9 protein-coding genes are annotated in these 20,331 nt (G+C 62.6%); 5 read left to right on the forward strand and 4 right to left on the reverse strand.

Annotated features, from left to right (window positions below):
- Positions 1-265: 265 nt before the first annotated feature.
- Positions 266-2,137: a hypothetical protein gene (locus NVS83_RS22290; protein WP_258741417.1), complete on the reverse strand. Its 1,872-nt coding sequence runs from the start codon at positions 2,135-2,137 to the stop codon at positions 266-268.
- Positions 2,130-4,538 carry an ATP-binding protein gene (locus tag NVS83_RS22295; RefSeq protein ID WP_258741418.1) on the reverse strand — a complete coding sequence of 803 codons (2,409 nt, stop codon included), beginning with the start codon at positions 4,536-4,538 and terminating at the stop codon, positions 2,130-2,132. Before NVS83_RS22295 ends, NVS83_RS22290 begins: the two co-directional genes overlap by 8 nt.
- A gap of 122 nt (positions 4,539-4,660) precedes the next feature.
- Here NVS83_RS22295 and NVS83_RS22300 point away from each other — a divergent pair, with 122 nt between their 5' ends.
- Genes NVS83_RS22300 through NVS83_RS22315 form a run of 4 tightly spaced genes read left to right on the forward strand, consistent with a single transcriptional unit; the run spans position 4,661 to position 11,349 of the window.
- A complete protein-coding gene (locus NVS83_RS22300) occupies positions 4,661-6,118 on the forward strand; it encodes an aminotransferase class V-fold PLP-dependent enzyme (protein ID WP_258741420.1) in 1,458 nt (485 codons plus the stop codon).
- A 10-nt stretch (positions 6,119-6,128) separates the two neighbouring features.
- Positions 6,129-7,085 (forward strand): DUF4007 family protein, encoded by a 957-nt coding sequence (locus tag NVS83_RS22305; RefSeq protein ID WP_258741421.1) that lies wholly within the window; start codon positions 6,129-6,131, stop codon positions 7,083-7,085.
- Positions 7,082-10,528 carry a hypothetical protein gene (locus NVS83_RS22310; protein ID WP_258741422.1) on the forward strand — a complete coding sequence of 1,149 codons (3,447 nt, stop codon included), beginning with the start codon at positions 7,082-7,084 and terminating at the stop codon, positions 10,526-10,528. Before NVS83_RS22305 ends, NVS83_RS22310 begins: the two co-directional genes overlap by 4 nt.
- Positions 10,525-11,349 carry a phosphoadenosine phosphosulfate reductase domain-containing protein gene (locus NVS83_RS22315; RefSeq protein WP_258741424.1) on the forward strand — a complete coding sequence of 275 codons (825 nt, stop codon included), beginning with the start codon at positions 10,525-10,527 and terminating at the stop codon, positions 11,347-11,349. Before NVS83_RS22310 ends, NVS83_RS22315 begins: the two co-directional genes overlap by 4 nt.
- Here NVS83_RS22315 and NVS83_RS22320 read toward each other — a convergent pair.
- Entirely contained in the window at positions 11,332-12,135 is an 804-nt protein-coding gene (locus NVS83_RS22320) for a hypothetical protein (protein WP_258741425.1), read from the reverse strand. The genes NVS83_RS22315 and NVS83_RS22320 overlap by 18 nt on opposite strands.
- A gap of 92 nt (positions 12,136-12,227) precedes the next feature.
- The gene (locus NVS83_RS22325; protein ID WP_258741426.1) at positions 12,228-14,666 is read right to left on the reverse strand and encodes a hypothetical protein; all 2,439 of its coding nucleotides are present in this window, start codon (positions 14,664-14,666) and stop codon (positions 12,228-12,230) included.
- 372 nt (positions 14,667-15,038) lie between these two features.
- On the opposite strand from NVS83_RS22325, the gene NVS83_RS22330 reads away from it, so the two are divergent.
- Positions 15,039-20,321: a sacsin N-terminal ATP-binding-like domain-containing protein gene (locus NVS83_RS22330; RefSeq protein WP_258741429.1), complete on the forward strand. Its 5,283-nt coding sequence runs from the start codon at positions 15,039-15,041 to the stop codon at positions 20,319-20,321.
- The last annotated feature ends 10 nt before the right edge of the window (positions 20,322-20,331 follow it).

Consider the following 20,331-nt stretch of genomic DNA (forward strand, 5'->3'; position numbering starts at 1 on the left):
TAAACTCGTAGAACAGCGCCTCCTGCGCCCCCATTCGCTCGCCCATCATCGGCCTGTCCTCCATCCCTGAGGACAACTGAATCAGGACTTCGAGCCCGCAGCAACATCGACTTTTTCAACGGAATCGACCCATAGGCGACCTTCAGAAGGTCAGCTCTACGGCTCCAAGGAACGGGCGAACGCAATCCATTTTCATTGCAGTTAAGGAAGACGGAGCATCTGACGGACGCTGCCCTACTGTACGTGAGTAAGCCTGTCGGCCAAACTAATCCCATTCGGTTTCCACAATGATGGACCGCATACCGCGGTCAATCTTGCCGTCGACTACCGCGCTCGGTGTCGCGAACACCTGCACGACGTCGAACGGGGTGCCCTCAAGGGGCTTCGTGGAGCGGGCTTCCCGCTTGTAAGAAAGCCCGCGCTTCATCAGGCGATAGAACTCAGGATCGCTACGCACATCAGCGACCTTCGGCGCGCCGGGCGGCAAATCACCAATAGGAATAGCCTTTAGGCTCTCTGCGAAATCATTGCGCACTTGTTCCGAGAGGAGGAGCCAAGCCTTCGCGCCATTTTCGTCACGACCGATCAGGCACACGGCACCCTCTTGATCTGCGCTTGCCTGGGCCAAGAGCTTCGCCGTCTCGTCCTTTTGTCGAAGGTAGATTTTCACGCCGACAGCGTAGCGACCTGGCATCGCCGCCATGGTGCCGACGCGTGTGAGGTTGCCGGCGAAGCGCTGCTGAATTTGCAGGGCGTAGGGTGTTCGGAACCGTCGCACCAGTCGAAATCCGGCCTTGATCTTCTGTGGCACGTCCGCCAACAGCCACGTTTCCGCGCCCAACACATCCCAGTCCACGACGTAGACCTCGGCTTGGTCTCGCATGATGGGTGTGCGGAGACCGGACAGCTTGGAGGCGGGCGCCCGATAGGATTTGGTGCGCCCCTTCAGAAGTAGGATGCGGTCGGTATTACCGTGCTGAAGATCGCATGCCTGTGAGAGGACCATGTACACATCGCGGTCGGCGCCGGCGGCGACCTGCTCCTGTGCGAGCGGCGCCATGAGGACGTCCCCGAGCCGGACTTCGGTCGGAGCTGCTTCGACTTCGACCTCCGTCCGCCGCTGATTGTGGAAGATGGCGGCGTCCATCATAGTCAAGGCTTGGTCGCTTGGCATGAACTGGGCGGGCGGGTAGGTGTCCCACGCAACGTCGTTCAGACGCTTTGCGGCGCGGACGAGGTCCCGGTTGCCTTCCAACACGCCGTGCAGATGCAGATCGAAGAGGTCTAGAACGTAGTCGCCGAGTGGCTCGCCTTCACCCTCGAGCGAAAGGGCGTGGGTATTTGCATAGTCGGAGAGATCCAGCGTCCGTACGCTACGCAGAAAACTGTTCTTAGCTGTATCGATGGCTGCATCCCACGCGTTGATGAAGCCATTCAGCGTGAGGGAGTCGGGCCGTGACGTCACGAGATCATGGATCTGTTCCATCGTGTTGGTAGGGTCTCGCAAGCTTACCTTGCTCATCATCCGGAACTGACAGCCCAGCAACTGGCCGTCGTCGCGCACTAGAGGCCCCAGCTCCGCAAGGCGCGGACTGTGCGACAGCAAAACCACGATTGGCGGATTGTCTCGCCGAGATTCCACCACGCCGCGGAGGCGTGTCATGGCTTCCCGGACGGCTTGATCGTCTTCGACCCGCCCCATGAAGAGATCGAGGAATAGGAGCTGCGCCTGGCTAATGTCTTCCGTGGGGGCGCGGCCAGCAGTTCGGCAGGTGAGGCCCAGTTCCTCTTCGAGAAGTTTCTGGAGGGGCCGTAGCACTTCACGCTTACCCTGCTGATCGAGCTCATACTCTCTGAAGAGTTCAGCCGCGGCGGCGCTCTCTCCACGCAAGTTCCATGCGGCAGCCAAGAACCCGGCGTCCTGCTTCAATTCGCTCGGGTCAGCGTCATCGAAGTTGTCGCGACCGAGCGCCTGCGCAAGCCGAGCTTCATCGTCTTCCGACCAGTCATCGAAGAACTGGTTCCACTCGACGGGTTCCAGATCCTCGACGTGTGGCGTGGGGTCGAACGCATCATCAACGATGACGACGAGTTCCAACCCTTGAGCCTGTAGGAGCGCCTTCACCTGTTCAAGCATCGCCTGCCTCGTCCCGTTCGAGGATGAACGTGTTCAGACGATCGGGCTGAATACGACGCTCGTCGGAAAGATAGATGCGAAGGCCGTTGTTCTTCGCGCAGTCGCGGGCGATGAAGAGGCCTAGGCCCTGCCGACGCGTCTTACCCTTCGTAGAGTAGAAGGCGGTAAAGACGTCCTCGCGGTGGGTCGGTTGCACCCCCGGCCCATTGTCAGTGTACTCCATGAGCGTAGCGCCGCTCCCCAACGTGACATCAATTACAGGTTTGTAGGTATCTTGTTCGTCGCGTTTGAGATCCATCCAGTAGACGGAGTTCTGCACGAGGTTCTCGACGATCTGCACGAACATCCCGCGGATGCCCTTCACGATCACCTGTTTGGCGTCTCCCTGGATCCGAATGCGCATATCCACGCGGTGGCGTCGGAACTGGGCTGAGTGTCCATCGGCAATCTCACGCACCAACTGCGCAAGGTCGAACGATTCTGTCCTCTGTCGACCTGAGACACTCAACGGATCTAGCACACGCAGGCGACGATTCATGGTCTTCATCTCGTCGCGCAACGTGCTGAACAATGCCGCTACGTCATCGGGCAGTTCGTCCTTTTCCGCCTCAGTTAAGAGGTCGAGCGTTGTTTCGGTCGACCGCGCCAGCTCATGCGCCACCATCTCGAGCATCAGGCCGATCCCGGCCAGCTGCAGCATTCGGTCGCGCTCATCCTCGACCTCATTGGCGCGCGTCCGTGCGGCGGCGAAGTACTGCTGCATTTCCTCGAAGAACTTCAGTAGCTCTCGAACGACAGGAGATTCCGAGGCGTGGCGCTTTTCCAGTCCCTTCAAGGCCGATCGGGTACGGGATTGAAGTGTGTTGACGCGTCGCTCTGCCGCCTCAAAGTCAAGCGTTGGAGGCGCATGCCGCCGCTCGACGTCTTCCAGGAACCACTTCAGCCGGTCCTGGATAACGTAGCGGAGGAGTTCGACGAGTACGGTCTTCTCATCGCAGTCCTTGAGACCTTCCCGGCTCGTCTGGTCGACGAGGCGTGGGTTAGCCGTGCGAGAGATGTTGGCCCGGCCGATGAACTGGCTCTTGTTGAGCTTGTAACCGCCGGCCGCCAGGGCACGCCGATCGAGACCGAGCCAATCGTCGGTATCGTCGCCATAGGGGAAGACACGATAGCCGTCCCGGAAGAGCATGATGCCCGCCCACTGCTGCTGCAGCTTCACTAGGCGCCGCCCTTCTGCGCCAATGAGTTCGGTGCGGAGCTGTTGGCGGTTGAACCAGTAGAACTCGAAGGTGAATTGCCCGACCGTCCGCAACGCGGATGCCGCGATGTCCGTCAGCGGATCCTTAAGGAGAGACCGAATATCTGGTCGCTCGAAGATCAGCTGCTTGTCGTCCGGCGGATTTCCCTTCCCGAGATCGCGACAATGGAGATCGACGGTAAGCCGCGGTTTCCCCTGGTTGATCTCATAGCGACCGATGGCGGAGGCGTGCGCTCGACCGAGCACATCTCGGTCGAGGCGGGGAATGTCTATGCGGCCGCCGTTGAAGAGGACCACGACCCGATATCGCCGCAGGCTCCCGCTGAAGGGGTCCGAGAGACGCGCCAGTTCGAAGGTGGCAATCTCCTTGATGCGCTCCGGCGACCAACTGCCGTTCAAGCCATTGATGCGGATTGTCGTGCCGCTCCATTCCCCCTCGCTTTTGGGTTTGGGAGGGCCTTTCGCGGGGACGATCTTCACGTCCTCGATCATCTTTTCCAGATCTTCGAAGTCTCGCCAATTCACCTCGACAATGTTCAAGCGCTTGTCGCTTGCCGTCGCTGTTGCCACGTGAAGTTGGCTTCCGAGCCGCATCGCCGAAAGGCGTCCTACGCCTTTCTCGCCTAAGTATTCGACGTTGCCACCCTCCCTGAGCTTTTTCTCTAGACCACGTCGTCGCGAGGGCGTTCCGATGACGAGATAGGATTCCGTGAGGTCGTCTTCCGACATCCCTCGACCGTGATCACGAAACTCGATCCAGTTGTGAGCCACATAGGCTTTCTCTAGCGCGGCCCGGAGCGAACTCGCCGTCTTTGCTCCCTTCACGGCGGCGCTGATGGCTTGGCGCTCTGCCCGCGGCGCATCCATGAGCAGGGCGTTAAGGACTGTCGATTTGATGTCCGACAGCTCCTGCGCTGCCGACGTCTTGCTGGCCTCCGCGGCGGACTCATCGAGCTGGTCCAGTTGCTCGAGGGCATCGACATAGTCGGCGTGGCGCAAAGTGACGCAGAATTCGATCGTAACGCCGTCCTTCGAGCGCGCATCGATGGCGTTCTTGACAAGCTCGTAGATCGCCACAGCATCCGAGCTGATGAGTTCGGCGCCCAGCTCAAGCACCGTCCGCGCTGCGACCCTGAATGCCAAACTTGGTTCCCTTCCCCCGAAGGCCGCATGCTGCCTAACCCGGAAGGAGGTGGCAAGCGGCGACCGAGGGTTGTTCTATGGGTAAAATTCCATAACATGCGAAGCATGAGCTGGGGTATGATATGAGTCGGAGTACGATAAGGGCCATTGCAGAGCGATCGGAGGCATCTTCAAATGCGTCGGTCGGAGCATGCCGCGGGTTTCGAGAGCGGACCGACTATCTTCGTCTTGAACTAGCCGAGGCGTTGCGTGAGGCTTTGGCAGAGAGCGGCCTCAATCAGACTCAGGGCGCGCGCGCATGTGGGACTGATCAGCCATCGCTGTCGCGTGTCCTTCGAGGCCAGCTCAGCGGAGTTTCATCCGAACAGCTGGTCCGATGGCTCGGGGCGTTGGGCAAGGATGTTCGGATCGAGGTCGGGTCGCGCAACGCAGTCAAGTCGCCGCTCGCAGGTAGTCGCGAAATCTACCTCGATGCTCATGCGACGACGCGAGTCGATCCGCGCGTTGCGGACCGAGTGCAGCAAGTTCTCCTGCACGAATTCGGGAATCCTAACAGTAGTGACCATAGGTACGGAGAAATTGCTGCGCAGATTCTGCACCGAGCCGGCGACGATGTAGCTCAGCTTGTCGGAGCCTCACCGGAGGATGTGCGATTTACTGGAAGTGCGACCGAAGCGCTGCGGTTAGTAATTGGCCTAGAGATGGCAGCCACGCGTGAAAGTTTCTCCGTCGCAGCATCGCGGATCGAGCATCCCGCTGTCATTGATCTGCTGAACGCCGCGGAGCGCGCCGGTTATCTGTCTGTCGATTGGGTGGACTGTGATGCCGATGGAGTGGTGGCGATCTCGTCAATCGCCGACGCCCTGAAACGCCGCCCCGCTCTGCTCTTCTTGATGGCGGCGAACAACGAAGTTGGCACGATCCAACCTATCAAGGAGGCAGCGATCCTCGCGAGGTCCGCGAATGTCGGATTGGTCGTGGATGCAAGCCAGGCGGCCGGTCGGATACCTTTAGACGTCGAAGCCACCGGAATCGACTATCTCATCCTGAGCAGCCACAAACTTTACGGGCCCAAGGGTGCAGGCGCGTTGATCGGCGCAAGCGTACGCGACGTTGCCTCCCCATTTCCATTAGAGGCGCACGGGCCCACTCCCAACACGGGGAGTATTGCGGGTTTTGGTGAAGCCTGCCGGATCCGCGGTGAGGAGATGGCTGTCGACGAGCCTCGCATCGCTGGTCTTCGCGATCGGCTGATGGCGAAGTTGTTGGTCTCCGTGCCAGACCTTGCCATCAATGGACACTTGGGTTCTCGCCTTGCCGGCAACCTGCACGTCTCCGCGGTAGGCGCACCCAACGACCAAGTCGTCGCCGCCCTCCGCGGCAAGGTGTCGATTTCAACGGGCGCAGCCTGCGCCAGCGGCGTGGACGCCCCGTCTCACGTCTTGCGCGCCATGGGCCTGCCGGCTTGGCGGCAGGAAAGCGCCCTGCGCATCGGCGTGGGCAAGTTCAACACCCTCGAAGACATTGAGCTGGCGGGAGACGCGATCGCCCAAGCGATCTCCAGCGTCCGCCAAGGCTAGGACCTAAACTGTGACAGACATCCATTCCTTCGAGGCGGCAGACGCCAAGGGCTTCAAATTCTCGGGCCACGAGACCTTCGCCTGCCGCTATGCTTGGCTGCCGAAAGCCTACCGAGCCCTGAAGGCGGATTCGCGCACCTTTGTGGACGACGACAAGGCGATGGTTGTGCTGGGCCTTGGCAAGAACATGGTGCGCGCGCTCAAGTTCTGGGTGGAGGTCACCGGCGTCGCGTGCCCGGTCGGTCGCGACCGCACCCTTGAGATCACCGACTTTGGAGAAGCGATCTTCAACGAAGAGGAGGGCCACGATCCCTACCTCGAGGATGTGCGTACCCTCTGGCTCCTCCATTGGAACGTGGCTTCACGCGACCAGGGGCCATTGTTTGCCTGGCGCTTCCTACTCGGCCACTGGCCCTATCCGGAGTTCACCCACGGCGAGGCATTCCGGGCCTTCAAAGCGCAGAGCGTGCGCATGGGATTCGATCATTCGGACATCACGCTGAAGCAGCATTTGGATGTCTTCCTTCACATGTACCATCCGACGCGGGGCAGTAGTGCTGCTGTCGAAGACTCGCTAGACGGTCCGCTCGTCGACTTGCAACTGCTCCTGAACTTGGGCGCCCGCCAGAGTGATGGTGGCCGCTGGGAGACCGTCTACGGCTTCCGTCGCGAGGAGAAGCCGGAGATCGGCCAGGCACTGTTCGACTACTGTCTACACGACTATTGGCGTCGCTTCGCCGGATCAGATCCAGCGTTGAACCTTCGCACGGTGGCGATGGCTCCGGCCTCCCCAGGGCAACTTTTCAAGCTTCCCGAGCACGACGTGCGCGCCCGCATCGAAGCCCGCCCTGTCTCCGGCGTTCGCAGAGGCTTCACCTTTCAACCTTCGGCCATCGAGGGGCAGCTGTTCCGCGAAGGTATGGGTCCGAACCTCGATGATGTCTACGCCGAAGAGGTGACCGCGTGACCTCTACCCCGAAGCTGATCCGCGACCTCTTCCACACGCCCGACCGTTTCCTGCGCTCGGCGCAGCTCGAGCGCGACTTCTACGATCCAAAGGCCTTGGCAGGCTACATCATAACTCCGGCGACCGCGCAGCATTTCCAACGGATTGCCGAGTGCCTGAAGCCACGGTCGGGGTTGCGGGCCTGGCGCGTCACTGGGGACTACGGCGTAGGCAAGTCCTCCTTTGCGCTGGCGCTCGCGCACCTCCTTACGGATCCGCAATCCGGCCCCACCGAGCGGATCGCTCAGGAGGTCGGCTGGCCGGAGACGCCGCGCCTTTGGCCTGTCCTTGTGACAGGCTCCCGCGAGCCCTTGGTAGCATCGGTCGCCCGCGGTATCGTCAAGTCGCTGGAGCGCCGGGTGGGGCGGAAGAGCAAGGAGTTGCTCACACTCTGCGCCCGCGCAAACGAGCTCGCCCAGTCTGGTGGAAGCGGACTCGACATCGAAGCCCTTGTCGAAGACGTGCGCGCTGCTGCGAAGAGGGACGGCGCGGGCCTCCTCCTGATCATCGACGAGTTCGGGAAACTCCTTGAATTTGCAGCGCAGAATCCGCAGGCCGAGGACGTCTTCGTGTTCCAGAGGATCGCCGAGCAGGCCATGGCCAGCGCGGACCGCCCCTTCCTCTTCTTGAACCTGCTGCACCAAGGCTTCCAAGCCTACGCTGAGACCCTGCCGCATGCGACGCGCCAGGAGTGGGACAAGGTCGGGGGCCGGTTCGGAGACATTACCTTCGACCAGCCCCTAGCACACACGGCGGCCCTGGTGGCCGGCGCGCTTGGTGTGCAGCCTTCGCGGGTCGACGAGAAAGTGGCCAACGCGGCACGTTCAGCGGTCAAGGCGACCGCAACGATGGGATGGCTCGCCGGCGGCGCGACGGCCGTTCTCGGCCTAGACGCGGTCCCGCTCTACCCGATGCACCCGACCCTCCTGCCGGCGTTGGTGCGTTTCTTCGCGCGCTACGGCCAGCATGAACGATCGCTGTTCGGTTTCCTGCTATCCGACGAACCGTTCGCTCTGAAGGCGTTTGCGGACCGACCCATCTCTGCGGAGGCTTGGTACGGCCTTCCCGAATTCTATGACTATATCCGGAGCGCGTTCGGTCATCGCCTTTCCGGCCGAAGCTACGAAACCCACTGGCTGCGCATATCCGCCACCGTCGATATTGCGGAAGATCTCTCCGACGCCGAGCGAAGGGTGCTGAAGGCCGTGGCGGTCCTGAACCTGCTCGACGCAGAAGATCTCTTGCCGACGGATCGTGCGCTTGCAGCCTGCTTGGCCCCACAGGCAGAGAAGGAGACTGGCGCTGCCCTGGAAGTCCTCGTGGACCGTGGTCTTCTGCATCGCCGGGGCGGCCAGGCGGGCTACCGCTTGTGGCCGAACACCAGCGTAAACCTCAAAGCTGCGCTGGAGACGGCCGTCCGCGAAACACCATCCCTGACCGCGGTGACTTCGCATCTGATCCCCTACCTCGATCAGTCGCCGCTTCTGGCGCGTGGGCATTACATCCGCTGGGGGACGATGCGGTGGTTTGAAGTCCGTTACATCGCGGCTGGTGACCTGGAGTCCGCCTTGGACAAGCCGACGGCGGCGGACGGCGTCGTCGTTGTCGCCCTGTCGGATACCGATGACGAGCGCGTAAAGGCGCTGGACGCGCTCAAGGCCGGACTGTTCAAGGATCGCAATGACATAGTCGTGGGCCTAGGCCAGCCCTTGGGTGACCTGGGACCCGAGCTCGTGGACATCCTGCACTGGCAGTGGGTTAGAGACCATGTGCCGGAGTTGGCGCATGATGCCTACGCAGCCTCCGAGGTGGCGCGTCAACTGTCGATCGCGCGGCGCGTCCTGACCACCAAGCTTGCGGCTCGCTCCGGCCTGCGCTCGCGTAGCGGCGCGATGGGTTGGTTCGTTGGCGGAGAGCCGATGGCGTTCGAACGCGGCCTACTTCGCGGTCTATCCGACCTCTGCGACAATCGGTTTGTGGACGCGCCGCGCATCGCCAACGAACTCCTGAACCGCAATAGCTTGAGCAGCGCTGCGGCCGCGGCGCGCCAACGGCTCGTCGAAGGGATTTTCGAGGCAGCGGATAAGGAGGCGCTCGGCCTCGATTCGAACAAGGCCCCGCCGGAACGGTCGATGTACCTTTCTGTCATGTTCGAGGGCGGCCTTCACGTGAAGACCGAAACCGGATGGACACTGGCGGAGCCGACCGCTGATCCGCTCCATCTGAGGCCGGCGCTGGCGGCTTTGCGGGCCGCCATCGCCAACGGCAGCGGCGACCCCGTTCCCGCTATGGATATCTTGGCCTGTCTTCGAGCCGGCAGGATTGGCGCCCGGGATGGCGTCACCCCTCTGTTGTTGGCCTTAGTGCTCAAGCTCGGTGCGCATGAGTACGCGATCTATGAGGACGGTACGTTCATCCCCACCTTCGGTCCGGACGACTTCATGCGGATGCTCAAGCAGCCTCGCGACTTCGCAATCCAGCATTGTCGCGTCGCCGGCGTGCGGGCGGACGTGTTTGCGCGTCTGGTCGTGGCGTTCTCCCGAAGTGTGGACGCTCGGCCCGCCGAACTTCTCGACGTGGTCGTACCCCTCTGTGAATTCGCGGCCGAACTCCCGGACTACGTGCGCCGCGCAGGCGCACTTACGCCCATGGCAGCGGCCGTGCGAGACACGCTCGTCAAGGCCCGCGAGCCAGCCACACTGATCTTCCGTGACCTGCCCGTCGCCTGTGGGCTCCGTGAGTTCCCCGTGGATCGCCCGGCGGAGGGCGACGAAGCGCGCAAGTTTGTTAACGAACTGCGTCTTGCCATCGAGGAGCTCCGCGTCGCGTACCAGCGGCTTATTGGCCGCCTCTCGACGCGAATCGCCACGGCGCTCGGACAGGCTGAGGGACACTTGGACCGCGGTGTCATCGCCCAGCGTGCGGCGCGGGTCTCGCTTGCAGCGAAGGAGCCCAGATTACGGGCCTTCGCGCTGCGTCTGCGGGATCCCCAGCTCAGTGATGAGCTTTGGATCGAGTCCCTGGCAGCCTATGTCGTATCGCGACCACCCCAGAAGTGGGGACCGGGAGACGAGGCTCGCTTCGTGGAAGAGGTCGGCACGTTGGCGGAGATCTTCTATCGCGTCGAGCATGCCGCCTTCGCGAACAGTAAGACGCGGCCGGATGTCGACGCGTTTCGCCTGAGCTTGACGCCGGCCGACGGCACGGAACGCGTGCATGTGCTTCATCGATCTCCATTGAGCGACGAGCTCGAGGAGCGTGTCAAAATGATCGACACATTGTTGGGGAAGGACGAAGCCTTGCGGCTGCAACTCGCGGCAGAAGTCCTTTGGCGGGTGATGCCGAAGAAGAAGGATGGGCAGGCCGACGATGTCGGCGATCAAAGCTCTGGAGGCGCGACGTGACCGCAGCGGATTCCGAAGTTCGCCATATCCTCAGCCTTTCCGGCGGCAAAGACAGTGCCGCGCTGGCGATTTATCTTCGCGACCGGGTTCCAGACGTGGAGTATATCTTCCACGACACCGACAAGGAACTGCCCGAGACGATGGACTATATCGCCCGGCTGCAGGCAATCTTAGGAAAGCCCATCATCCGGACCACACCGGACAAGCCCTTCGAACACTGGTTGAAGATCTACCGGGGCATGCTGCCGTCGAACCATCGGCGCTGGTGCACAAAGATGATGAAGCTCAAGCCTTTCGAGGACTACGTCGGAGACGGCCCTGTCATCAACTATGTGGGCCTGCGGGCGGACGAGAACCGACTCGGCTACATCAGCACCAAGCCAAACATCAAGGCCGTCTATCCTTTCCAAGACGATGGTCTCGTTCGCGCGGACATCATCCGCATCCTCGAGGACTCGGGCCTTGGGCTTCCCCCGTACATGGACTGGGGTCGCTCCCGCTCGGGATGCTACTTCTGCTTCTATCAGCAGAAGATCGAGTGGGTCCGCCTCCTCGAAACACACCCAGAATACTTCAAGCTCGCGCAGGAGTACGAGGAGAAAACGGTCGAATTCGGCGAGCAGTTCTATTGGAGTCAGAACGAGACACTGCGCGAATTGTCGCGTCCTGAGCGCGTCGCCGAGATTAAGGCCCACCACGAGGCCGTCGAGGCGAAGCGCAAGGCGAGGCGGCGCAATCTGCCGCTGGTGCAGGTGCTGGCCGGACTTGAGCCGGAGGACGCGCCGCACCTGCGCGACGGGTGTCTAGTTTGCTCGATCTAGGCTGGCGAATTCATCACTCACAACGGCGGTGGCTAGTTCGAGCGAACAGCGAAAGAACTCACCGCCCAGTGACCACCCAGCTGCGTGGCAAGCCATCAACGCGGCGCGTTCAACCGCCCAGGCCGCGGCACCACTCGGACTGACCCAGCTTCGCACCAGGTGCCACGCCAGGCCCAGTGACTCGGGGAAGCCGGCGTTTAGTTCACGAATTCGACGGTCCACGTCGTTGCTTAGGCCTAGCTTCAGGACGGGGCGATCCCCAGTTATAAGGCGATCCACTGGGCCCTCGAGCCGCAGCAGATAAACAACCGTCGGGCCATCGATCCGGGTGGCGACGATCTCGCCGAACGAGGGCGCGGGTCCACGGCTGGGCGACTGAGGTGCCTCATGAGCCACCGGTGACGTCTGCCAAGCAGCTAAGATGCGAGCCTCCTCGGCGGCGAGACCGACCGGATCTTCGGCGAAGCGCGCCCAGACGACCTTGTCGATACGAGGACCGTCTGGAAGGCCCTTGAGCCCACGCGCTAGATGGGCGGGGTCGATAGAGGCGACGTTGCTGAGCCGCATCGCCACGCCGGTGGCGTTGCGATAGGTACCCGAGGCGTCTACGCCGCGAAGGGCGGCCGTCACGGCTAGCAGCCCAGACAGCTGCTCGACTGCCGGATGTCTGCGTCCGGCGCGGGGCGCCCGCCGATAGAGGGCGTGTAGAAGAACCGCTTCCTCGTAGGTCCAGTCCGGGTTGCGCGGCATGACCTTCCTTTCTCTAACCGTCGACTTGGCGTTCATTCTCGTCGCAGCCATTGGGAGCAAGGGCCATGTCCAAGGAAATCAAACCCATCGCTGCCGATGTATCGATGTGTCGACGCAATACTCGGACATCAGCCGATCGCGTCGATCAAGTCGCCGGTGTCAAAGCTTAGTAGGAACTGTGCGTAGGAAATGCTGAAAAGGTCCGAGATGTACTCGGCAACGTCGACATCCATGGATTTCTCACCGTCGCCACGCTGCAGGGCGTACTTGCGTGATTTTGTCGTCGCGAAGAGGAAGAGCGCGTGAAAGTAGATGGTGCTCACGTAGCGTCGCTCTGTGAGTTCGATCGCTTCGGTCGACTTGGCTGTCCGGTTGAAATCCTTCAACACGGAGCTATCGACGTTGATGTAGATGTGAGACAGCTTCTCGTCGTCGACGAAGGGCTGCACCACGATGTTGTGGTCCATATCGATGCCGGCGTCCTGAAGATCGCTCCAAGACTTACGGCCGTCGCCGCCCTCGCGAGCACACAGCACAAGCTCCGGAATGCCGGGCGGCGGTTCCTCGTCGGGCGCCCTCGTGGGGGACTTTCGTTCCGGATCAGTGATTTTCACCATCACCGTCTCGACCAGATCGCCGCCCGGGCTTGAGAGGGACGCCCGCAGCTCGAAGGCGTCGCCTACCTTAACTTCGCCGGAGGCTCGCACGCCGACCTTGATCGCACCCTCGGTTGGACTGGAGCGCGTCACGGCAAGCACATCGCCGACGCCGGAGGGAACGCCGGCTTCCCCGCCGCCTGTCGCATTCGGCTGTGGACGAAGGATTGCGAGGCTCAGGTCTCCTGGATCATTGGTGCGATCAAAGTAGTCGTTCTCGACGTCCGTCGCGAACGAGATCAGCCGGCTACCGCCGAGTGGGAGTTTGAACAGTTTGAGGCCGCTCTCCTCTCCGTCCCCGCCACGGACGCGGAATATCGACGGAAAGCGCTGCGGATCGAACGGTGGCACGTCCCGCGGTTTGCGTTTCGAAACTCTCTCATCGCGGTGTCGTTCTGCAGCGCTCGATGCGCCGACCGTCCGATCCGGAATGTGGAACGTCTGACGAAGGATCTTCGTAAGCGTTTCGTTGATCGTCAGATTGCGGGTCAGGTCGCGAAGCATCTTACCCGCGTCCTGATCGTCGATGTTCAGACTCGACTTCCGGCGTTTGGCGATATTGCCCAGCTCGCTGTCGGTAAGCGTGTCGCGTAGGTGCTTACGCAGCGCGTCTGCCGTGTCGCCACCTTTTAGCCGGTCGCGAGACGCCATGAAGAGTTCATTGCGCACGCCGAGGTGCAACTTTGAGCAATCAACGTGGATCAGAAGGTAATTCTTCAAGAGCGGCATTTTCAGAGCGCGCGTGACGAACTCCGATGAGTAGCTACCGTGGACTTGACCGTTTAGAGAGAACAGGACGGTCATATCGTTCTTGAAATATTCACGCTGGATGTACTGCTTGGTCTCCTTGACGCCTTGCCCACGTGATCGCGGCTTGAAGACATACACACTGATGTCGAGTTCCCCAAACTCGGGGGTTTGAGACACTAGAGAAAACCGTGTCTCGACCGTTTGGGTGTCAGCCTCAAGGCGGCGCTTCAAGCCATAGACCGGTGTAACTGGCGCTCGGTTATCGGGATAGCGCTCGTTGTTGTCGACGGTCAGGAACGGAAGGGCCGGCTCGAACAGGAACTCGTTCAGGCTGAGATTCAAGTCCCGTGAGATGATCGACCGCGTACCCTCGGGAAGCCGGTAGGAGTAGAGCTTCAGAAGGGAGCCAGTGGTGAACTTGCGGCCCTCCAGGCCGACATCTAGCTCGTCGATTTCGACAGCTGCGACCTTTCCGTCGAACACAAGGTATTCGTACCAGGTGTTTTTTCGGCCGGCCGCGGCGGCTAGCTCTGGGGGATGGCGGCGCAGTAACGTGAAGCCGAGCGGCTGCGAGCCGTCGTATCGTTTGCTTGCGACTAGCTGGAAGCGGCGGTCGCCACAGAACGCAATCGCGCCGGCGCCGCCCATGTTGTACTTTCCCTGCACAAAGTGGATGTCGTTCTTGTTGCCGCGTAGGAGCGATAGGAACGTCCCCGGAAAGTCGGCCGGGGCCTGCCCAACACCGTTGTCATAGACCAGCAGCGAGGTGTCGCGGCGGGGACCGCTGGCCACGATTTGGAGTTCTCGAGCCTGTCGACGTCTCGCGTCGCTCAAATCCCAGTTCCGGTGATTGGGGAAATAGCGATCAAGCGCGTCTTGCACACTGGCGGGTGCCTCCGTCGATTTGATGTCGATGCCGTCTTCGCGCACCTTCTTCTCGAGTATGGCGTCGATTCCATTGGTGAGCTTTTCAACGAGCGCGGGTACGGGATGGGCCTGCTGGTTCTCCACGACACCGTAAAACGATTCATTGTCCCCATAAGGGGTCCATTTCGTCTCGTCGTTCAGGAGGCCGGCGCCATCAAGGATGGCGTGGACCTCATCCTCCGTTCCGGCGCTGAGCAGGCTGAGGAATAGCCCACGTAGCTCTTGTTCGCTCATTCGCTTCCCCGAAAGCGCGCAGTCTTGTGTGACGCTGCGGACCCACCAGCACTTCAGCAACCAACCAGACACGGCGAAGCCCGCTGTACAACCCAAAATCTCGTTGAGCGGAGAAGTAACGTCATAGGCAGCGGTCGAAGGCCTGTTTTCGGCATCAGCCTCGATGTCCGCAACTGGCGCCAAGTCGAGTCCATGCGAACCTACTGCCTAACGCTTGGCGGGTCCTCGCGACCAAGCCGCCGCAGGTCACTAACCTGCTTAACTCGCGCAGGCTGGCCGCGCTTGGCGGCGCGTAGGTAATCGCCAACCAGCTGTTGCGGTGCTACGCATGCCCTTGAAGTTGGACCATCTTCGCTTCGGGGGAAAGCGCAATTGGACGGTGTTGAGCATCCCATAACCCAGAGCATGGCGGTGGCGGAGACGCCGCCCGATGGACTCGAGGCGCTTACGGTTTCGCAGCTGGAGAACGCGCTTGACGCGGCGAAACGGGGGCTCGGCGTCTACCAGTCTCTGAGCAACCTGAATGACGTGATCGGCGCGGAGTACGGCGACCGCGTTATCTACGAGTTGCTCCAGAACGCTCATGACGCTCACGATCGGAACCGAACCGACGGCGAGGTGGTCATCCGGCTAATTGTCCGCGGCGCGGAGGAGGGCGATCTCTTCGTCGCAAACCGAGGGCGGGGGTTCCGCAGCGCGGATCTCAACGCCATCCGGAACATCGCCACGAGCTCGAAGGAGATCGGCGAGGGCATCGGTAACAAGGGCCTCGGCTTCCGGAGCGTGGAGGCCCTCACGGAGGACGTCCACATCTGGTCACGGGCCACGGACGGCGCTGGTCCCGTGTTCGACGGCTACTGCTTCCGTTTCGCACGGCGGCCCGAGATCGAGGCGATGCTTGAAGCGCTCGGCGCGGGCTCCGAGATGGCGTCACAGGTCGCAGCCAACATCCCGCGCTATCTGCTTCCCGTTCCTCCGGAAGCGCAGCCGCCGGAAATCACGGCTTTCGCGGAGCAAGGCTTCGCCACGGTGGTGCGGCTGCCCCTGACCACGGCCGACGCGGTGAACCTTGCGCGCGACCAGGTGCAGAAGCTGGACAGCCAGCAGGCGCCGCTCCTTCTCTTCCTCCGGCGTCTGGGCAGCGTGACGATCGATATCTCGCAGCCGCGGGGGAGTGGTCGCAGTACCACCCGGACGCTACGTCGCAACAGCAGCGGCTCGACGCCCGTTCCGGACATCCTAGGCGCCGAAATCGAGACAGTCGATCTTGACCGGGCCGGCCGCTTCATTGTGATCCGACGCGCCATCGCGAAGGATGCACTGCTAAACGCGGTCAGGGCCAGTATCGGCCAGGCGCCCCAGCTCAAGCGATGGCTGGATTGGCGCGGCGAGCCAGGGGTGAGCGTGGCGGTGGCCCTGACGGGTGAGCCCGTCGGCCAGCCAAGGCTCTACAACTTCCTTCCCATGGACGAGAAGGCTGTGGCGCCCCTCGCGGGCTTCGCCGACGCGCCCTTCTTTACCGACATCGATCGCCGCGACCTCAAGCTCGACCTGCCGCTCAACGCTCATCTGATGGGCGAGCTGGGGGAAAGCTGCGTGGCGGTCGCGCTCGCCGCCGTGGCGAAGAAGATCGACGCGCCGTCGACAGCCATAACCGACCTTTTGGCCTGGCAACCCGCGTCGCGGACGCCGCTTTCGAATGCCCTGCAACGGCGCAACAGCTCGATCCGCACGGTGGTCGCATGGCCGACTGAGACGGGTGCGCAGAACGCCTGGACGAGCCTGTTCCGCGGCGTCGACTGGAGCGAGCAGAAGCTTCGCTTGATCAATCCCGCTAACCTCGCCGCTGCCGGCGCGCCTATCCTCGACAGCCGGCTTGGGGCGGCGCGGCTGCGTCGGGTACGGGCGCTTGCGGACGCCGTCGGCGACAACCTCAAGCCCGGCGGAGCGGACCTCGCGGGCTGGCTCGAGACGCTCGCCGCCACGCGGCGAGCCGAGGGTCCGCGTAAGGTAAAGGATTGGCCCGCCTTCTACGACGAGATCGTCGGCCTTCACCAACGCCTCGGGCTGCCCCTGACGGCTCTGCGGGGTCGGCTGATACTCTTGGGAACACAGGGCGATCTGCTCGAGGCCATCGGCTCCGCCAAGGGTGGCAAGTGCCCAACCTATATTCGCAGCCAGAGCACCAAGCGCGGTCGGCTCGCTCCGCCGCTGCCTCCGAGCTCGCTTTCCCGCAAGCTCCGGTTCATGGCGGAGCATGCGACGCCTTCTGACGCGACTTTACACGCTTTCCAGACCGCCGACCTGGTTCGCCGATACGATCCCGTCGAGGTGCTCGCCGAGCTTCCAACGACCCTGGGCTCCACGCCAACGGCGGCGCAACGTCGCGATGCGCTGATCTGGGCGTTTCGGGTCGCACGGCGTGGGGCGCACGGCCTCGACGAAGCCTTGAAGGCAGCGCGCCTTTATGTGCCCGCCCGCACGGGATGGCGTCCGGCCGCCGAATGCGCCTTTTCGGAGGCTTGGACGAGTCGCGGCCAGGCGCTCGAAAGGTATCTGACAGAGGCGGCGGCTGTGTCGCGTGACGCCGAGAGGGCCCTCGATTTCCTTCTCGCACCTTGGGCGGAGTGGCCCAAAGCCGAGCCGGACCAAACCTTGACCGATTGGCGACGCTTCCTCGACAAACTCGAGGTGCGCGATGGTCTACGCCCTATCGCTGCGGCGATACCGGAAAGTGGGACACCGAACTGGGTCTGGTCGAGTATCGTCAAGAACGGCGCGCCCACCGAGGGGCTGGGCAAAGCTTGGCTGGCGGCGACCAATGGAACCTACTTTCTTTTCCCCCAGACGAATTACGTGCGGCGAGGCGAGGCCTGGCGGATTCCCGGTCAGCTCGAACATGCCCAGCTCTCCGACGCCGCCCGCGAGCGCTTGTCGGATCTCATCGTGGCCTATCTGCGGGATGTGGGTGATCGCGACTTCGCCTTCCACGTGGGCGCCTACCACAAGGATCGCGACCAGGATGTGACCTCCATTCCGACGCCGCTGCAGGCCTTTCTGAAGACTGAGCCGTGGATTGCCGTCACCCGCGACGATGAACTTGTGTTCCGTCGCCCGGATCGCTGTTGGGCGGCGCGGACTGGGCGGCAGCCGTCACGCTTCGTCGACCGCTACGTAGCGGACACCACCTCCGGCGTTCCCGCCATCATGTTCGACGACCGGGTCGGGCTGTGCGATTGGAGTGATCCGGAGAAGATCACTAGGCGGCTAGCCGACATAGCGGTTGCCGTTGAAGGGATCTCGTCGTCGGATCGACGGGACTTCCGGGAAATCTACCGACGCCTGTGGTCGGAATTCCTCGAGACTGGTTTGCCGCTGGGAGACTCCCCGATCATCGTCGAGCGCTCGGGTGTGCTGCAGCGCCTGGCCGATGATCGCACCGCTCCGCCAACGGTCTACGTTGCGTCCGAGGGCGGTGCCTTCGCGGCGAGGATGCTCGCCGACCACGGTGAGGCCGTACTTGACCTGGGCGCTGGCACCGACGAGGCCGCGGCGATCAAACGCCTGAACGACACGGGACGTTTCGCTGCCAAGCCCACATCGTCGGGCGTTGTGCTGCACGTCGATGGCGCGCCTTTCACGCCGGTCGCGAGCGCGCCGCTGCTAATCGGTCAGCCCGGCCTCGAGTGGCTGCCGGACGTCGCCGCACTCGCCTATCAGGCGCTGGGCGATCCGCTAGAGATCCGCAACGTCTCCAGCCAGAACATCGAACGGCGGGCCCGCGCGATCCGCCTCAGACAGTGCGAGAGCATCTCATTAGTGGTGGGTGACACGGGAACCCCGCTGGGGCGCCATGACGGTGCCCAGGCGGTGCCTCATGCCAGCTGGCCCACGCTGCTGGTCAAGGGAGATCGGACGATCGACTGGGGTTGGCTGCTTCAGACGGCGCCGGCGATTTCAAAGTTGCTGGGGTCCGGCGTGAAGTCGCTGGAGATCGTCCTCCACCGTCTGGCGCGACCAGGCGAGCTGCCGGCGGCACCGTCGGTTGAGCGCCTTGCGGCCGCACTGGAGCGCGGCGTCGACTTCGTGCGCGAACACTTTGATGCGGCAGAGGGGGGACTGACGCGACGCGTGAGCGCGGTCCTCCCGGTCGTTCAATACGTCGGAGGCGAGGCCCTAGTGGAAGACCTTCGAATTGAGGCCGAGAGACGGGGATCTCGGTTCGACCTCGTCGGGTGGCTCGATGCGCACCTCGATGGCTTGGAGGGCGCGGCCGTCCTCACAGCCTGTAGGAACCTGCACAATCTCCTCGACGTGCAAGTGCGGCTTGGCCTGGACTTCGGCCGCTTCAATCGCGCCCTACGAGCCCTCGGACGTCCGGGCCTGAACGACCGTTCTGATATGGAGCGGATGTTCGAGGTCTATCTCAACGAGCTCAGGCCACGCCTCGTGGAGCAGCTGCGCTGCCGATGGCGATCGGCCTGGCTCGCCCATGAGCCGCTCAATAGCTACCTGGCACAGAAGAGCCTCGCGTTCATCGCCTTTGATCCGGTGTGGGTCGATCAATTTCCGGTCTTGGAGCGCGACCATGTGGTCGGCCATGCCGCCGCTCGTCTTCGCGAAGAGGTCGGCGAAATCCCGGCGGAGATCGTCCCCGCCCTCGACGACGTGTTGTTTGCGAACCGGAAACTGCTGGCCAAGCGTTTGCCTGAACTCGGCGCCATGATCGGGGCCTGGCGCGCGCTGAACGGCGCGAAGGCTGATGATGATTGGAGTCAGGGAGACCCCGCGCAGGCGGCGCGGCGGCTTGAACAAGCCGGGGTGCTCGACTTCGAGATCATCGCGTCCGGTGACATCCCGGCGATCCTGAACCGGCACGGCCTGTGGCCGTCAGACATGCAGGTGGCGGACGATTTGCAGGTTTTGGGCCTCACCTCGGAGCAACTCACGGCTCACAAAGCCAAGGCCGAAGAGGCCCGCCGCAAACAAGAGATCGACAAGCGATCCATACGTTTCGGCGCTCACACGGTGGATCCCGAGTCCGCTGAATTCCACCGGAGTCTCGCCGACGCAGTCCTCGTCGGCCTCAGGAACAGCCCGGATTGGTACGCGCGGTCCGGCGCGGTCCGGCTCAAGCAGCAGGTGCAGCCGGAGCCGCGGACGCCGGGGACGGGTGGTCCGGGCGGCAAACGGCGCGAAAAGGCGCCTCCGGAAAGCCTCCGGAATGCCATGGGTCTCGCGAGCGAACTGCTGGTCCGGGAATATCTGCGGCTGCGGTTTCCGAACGAAATGAGCGATGAGTGCTGGGTGTCCTCCAGCCGCGAAGCCTACTGCCCGGACAAGGAAGGCAATGATCGGTTAGGCTTCGACTTCCGGGTCGTCACCTCCCGCCACGAGTGGCTTTTTGAAGTTAAATCGGCTCTTGACGATGGCGGGGAGTTCGAGTTCACGGCGAACGAACTGGCCGTGGCCGGGAGTGCCGCGCTCGACCGCAAGCGGCGGTACCGCATCCTGTACGTCACGAACGTCTTCAATCCCGCTCTCTGGCGGATATTGGAACTTGGCAATCCCGCAAACGAGACCTGGCGCGACCGCTACCGAATCGTACGGCGCGGCGCCACACGATATGCCTTCGACGTCCGCGCGCAACGATAGCCTGCCGGAG

It is taken from the genome of Ancylobacter mangrovi, assembly GCF_024752335.1.
GTDB classification, from domain to species: domain Bacteria; phylum Pseudomonadota; class Alphaproteobacteria; order Rhizobiales; family Xanthobacteraceae; genus Ancylobacter; species Ancylobacter mangrovi.

What these genes read in the sequence shown, in the direction of transcription:
- NVS83_RS22290 (WP_258741417.1), bottom strand. Translation starts at nt 2,137, where the DNA reads ATGCTTGAACAGGTGAAGGCGCTCCTACAGGCTCAAGGGTTGGAACTC.
- NVS83_RS22325 (WP_258741426.1), bottom strand. Translation starts at nt 14,666, where the DNA reads ATGAGCGAACAAGAGCTACGTGGGCTATTCCTCAGCCTGCTCAGCGCC.
- NVS83_RS22320 (WP_258741425.1), bottom strand. Translation starts at nt 12,135, where the DNA reads ATGAACGCCAAGTCGACGGTTAGAGAAAGGAAGGTCATGCCGCGCAAC.
- NVS83_RS22300 (WP_258741420.1), top strand. Translation starts at nt 4,661, where the DNA reads ATGAGTCGGAGTACGATAAGGGCCATTGCAGAGCGATCGGAGGCATCT.